Raw genomic sequence first — 2,018 nt, forward strand, 5'->3', positions numbered from 1 at the left:
CCTTATGCGCGCAAGCGGTGCGGGTCCTGTGGGGGGGTGCGGCGACCGCCGCACCCCCCCACAGGACCCGCACCGCTTGCGCGCATAAGGAACGTGTGAAGTCTGTATGAGGGGGTAGCAGCAGCGAAATCAGGCCATGATCGCGAAAGGTGCACCCGTGCAGAAGGACGAACGCAAACCGGCGCAGCGCATGCGGCTGCCGGTGAAGGCGGCCCTGCCGGGCCGTCACCCGCACGAGGACGCGCCGCCCGTCACCGACAAGATCGTCTTCGGTGTGACGGCGGTGCTCACCCTCGCCTTCGTGGTCTGGGGCGCCACCGCCACCGACGCGCTGGAGAGCGTGTCCTCCACCCTGCTCGACGGGCTGATGCACAACGGCGGCTGGGCGTTCGTCCTGGCCGCCTCCGGTTTCGTGGTCTTCGCGCTCTGGCTCGCGGTCAGCCGCTACGGCCGCATCGAGCTGGGCCAGGAGCACGAGAAGCCCGAGTTCTCCACGGTGTCCTGGGTCGCCATGATGTTCAGCGCCGGCATGGGCATCGGGCTGATGTTCTACGGCGTCAGCGAGCCGCTCGCCCACTTCACCGACCCGCCGCCGGGCACCGACCCGGCCGACGCCGCCGACGCCATGCAGACCGCGCTGGCCACCACCCTCTTCCACTGGACGCTGCACCCGTGGGCCATCTACGCGGTGGTCGGCCTGGCCATCGCGTACAGCACCTTCCGGCGGCGCCGGCGGCAGAACATCAGCGCCGTCTTCACCCCGCTGATCGGCAAGCGGCGGGCCGAGGGCGCCCCCGGCCGGGTCATCGACATCCTCGCGATCTTCGCCACCCTCTTCGGCTCGGCGACCTCCCTGGGCCTGGGCGCGCTCCAGATCGGCAGCGGCATGCAGGAGGTCGGCTGGCTGAGCAAGGCCGGCACCGGGCTGCTCGTCGCGATCATCGCCGTGCTGACGGTCTGCTTCGTCTTCTCCGCGGTCTCCGGGGTGGAGAAGGGCATCCAGTGGCTGTCCAACACCAACATGGTGATCGCGGTGCTGCTGGCGGCCTTCGTCTTCATCGCCGGCCCCACCATCCTGATCCTCGACCTGGTGCCCACCTCGCTGGCCGCCTACCTCGACGAACTGCCGCAGCTCGCCGGCCGCACCGAGGCGTCCACGGGCGGCGGTGACGTGGCGGACTGGCTGAGCAGTTGGACGGTCTTCTACTGGGCCTGGTGGATCTCCTGGACGCCGTTCGTCGGCATGTTCATCGCCCGCATCAGCCGGGGCCGCACCATCCGTCAGTTCGTCGGCGGCGTGATCCTCGTCCCCAGCACCGTCAGCCTGATCTGGTTCGCCATCTTCGGCGGCACCTCGATGAGCCTGGCCGAGGACGGCCGGATCAGCGGCGACATGAGCCAGGAGGCCCAGCTCTTCGGCGTGCTCCAGGAGTACCCGATCGCCGGCGTGACCAGCCTCGTCGTCATGATCCTGGTCGGCATCTTCTTCGTCTCCGGCGCGGACGCCGCCTCCATCGTCATGGGCACCCTCTCCCAGCGGGGCAGCTTCGAACCGGCCCGGTTCGTCGTCGTCTTCTGGGGCGTGGTCACCGGCGCGGTGGCCGCCATCATGCTGCTGGTCGGACAGGGCAAGGGCGACGCCCTCGCCGGACTCCAGCAGCTCACCATCCTGGTGGCCGCGCCCTTCGTGCTGGTCATGATCGGGATGTGCTGGGCGCTGATGAAGGACCTGCGCCGCGACCCGCTCATCGTGCGCGGCGAGATCGCCGAGGAGGCCGTGGAGGAGGCGGTCATCGCCGGCCACGAGAAGTACTCCGGCGACTTCGAGATCCGCATCGGCCCCGGCGACAACGAGCCCGCGAGCGGCGCGACGCCGACCGGCGAGGGGCGCGAGCGGCGCAAGGACGACCCGGGCGCCGTCTGACCGCCCGGCCCGGTACGCCGCGGGGGCCCCGTCCGATCACCGGACGGGGCCCCCGCCGCGTACCCCCGGACCTGCCCGAACCGCGCCTCCGGCC

Annotated in this window: 1 protein-coding gene; it reads left to right on the plus strand. The window is 70.8% G+C overall.

The annotated features are described in order from the left end of the window. Positions 1-190 precede the first annotated feature (190 nt). Complete coding sequence (locus C6N75_RS29125; RefSeq protein ID WP_105871838.1) at positions 191-1,924, plus strand: BCCT family transporter; 1,734 nt, start codon at positions 191-193, stop codon at positions 1,922-1,924. Positions 1,925-2,018 lie beyond the last annotated feature (94 nt).

Origin of the sequence: Streptomyces solincola, assembly GCF_002982015.1 — a bacterium.
GTDB classification, from domain to species: domain Bacteria; phylum Actinomycetota; class Actinomycetes; order Streptomycetales; family Streptomycetaceae; genus Streptomyces; species Streptomyces solincola.

Bases quoted from the DNA above. Each gene is read 5' to 3' on its own strand.
- C6N75_RS29125 (WP_105871838.1), top strand. From the start codon at position 191: ATGCGGCTGCCGGTGAAGGCGGCCCTGCCGGGCCGTCACCCGCACGAG.